Genomic DNA, 1476 nt, shown 5'->3' on the forward strand with positions numbered 1-1476 from the left:
GGCAACAAGCATTTGCCAGGACGCCCGCTTGCTAAATGCCCGCTCGGTAATCTGGACGTTGCCGAAATCGTCCACTGTCTTTTTCGAGTAGTCCACAATCCCCGCACTTGCCTTGTACCGAACCGCGTCCGCAAACTCGGTGTATGTCCCAAGCAAGCACACGCCACATTCTACGGTCTCACCAGCAAGCCCGGACACGGTGATGGTGATAGTCGGGTCGCGGTAGCTTGGGAGGTCGGGAAACAGGGCGAACGGGCGACGCGACACCGGCTCGAAAAAATGGGTGAACCAATCTGCGGATGTGATCGCCCCGGTCAATGTCTGTGTGCGGTCATAAACAAGCCCGTCTGTGACATCGGACACCTGCACCCTTACCGATTCGGCCACAAGTTCGAGCATCCCGACTGAGCCGATGGTCTGCCCTGGTTTGATAACCCACTCCATAGAGTCTGTCTGCGTTGTTGCGGTTCCGACCTTCTGGTCAAAAGCCTTCCATCTATTCGTTGCGCCCAGGTCTAACCATTTCGTCGGGCTTGTCTCAGGCGTGTCGCCTGTCGTTGGGGTCAGGGCCTCATATATCCGGTGCGTGGTCAACCGGATGACCTTTTGGCCTGCGGTGTACGCTGTGTCAACCACCCAGTTAGCATGGTCTGTCTCTGCCACCGTGCTCGATGTGAGCATCGCGGGCGTGATGTAAATTGGAGTTAAAACTTTCATTATGCGACCCTCACTTCGGGCATACCGTCACCGTCCCATCGTTGCATCAGTTTCGCAGTGTCAGCGGTGTTCTTCGCCAGCGCCCGACCAATGGCCCGAAGGTCATCACGCAGTGCCCTAACCTCGGATGCGGTGCCGTCGCCACATCCGGAGAGCAGTGCCTTTGTGTCTCCGGCGTTCCAGATCCTGGACGGTCCCGTGACCTCAAGCTCGGGGCCTTCCTCGCCAACAAGTCGTAAGCCGCCGGCATGTAATCCGCCCGCCGCGTAGCGCGGGAGTTTAGTCAATTTCTGGCCTGCAATCCATTGTTCTAAATGCGTTATTGTACCGCCGGTGGCCTTAGCAAGCTGGTTTACGGACGCGTTATTGGCTTTCGCCCAGTTATAGATTCTCCAGTTGGCGGCGTTTGTTGTCCCATACTTGGCGACATAATCCTTGACGATCCAGTCGACCCCGCTCTGCGCCGGGCGCTGCGTCGTCGACCCTGTATTGGTTGTAGACCCTGTATTGGTTGTCGAGCCCGTATTGGTTGTAGACCCTGTATTGGTTGTCGAGCCCGTATTGGTTGTAGACCCTGTATTGGTTGTCGACGTAGCGCGCCTGAAAACATCATCCGCTGTCCCGCGCCCCCACCCCATCAACGAATCTAGCGACGATGCGGACACCCCCCACGTGCCGGCCAGGTCTTTGATGGCCGTCCAAGATTGCCGCGCAAACAGGTCGCTGATTGTCTTGATCGCGTCGGTACCCAGCGTCGTT

The 1476-nt window shown here is 57.4% G+C and carries 1 protein-coding gene and 1 pseudogene; both read right to left on the reverse strand.

Going from position 1 to position 1476, the window contains the following annotated elements; translation table 11 throughout:
- Positions 1 to 717 (reverse strand): hypothetical protein (locus EOL86_14855; protein NCD26849.1); only part of this gene is annotated, 717 nt, incomplete at its 3' end.
- Between the two features lie 476 nt (positions 718 to 1193).
- Positions 1194 to 1304: pseudogene (locus EOL86_14860) on the reverse strand (serine protease).
- Positions 1305 to 1476: the final 172 nt, after the last annotated feature.

It is taken from the genome of Deltaproteobacteria bacterium (assembly GCA_009930495.1).
Lineage (GTDB): Bacteria > Desulfobacterota > Desulfovibrionia > Desulfovibrionales > Desulfomicrobiaceae > Desulfomicrobium.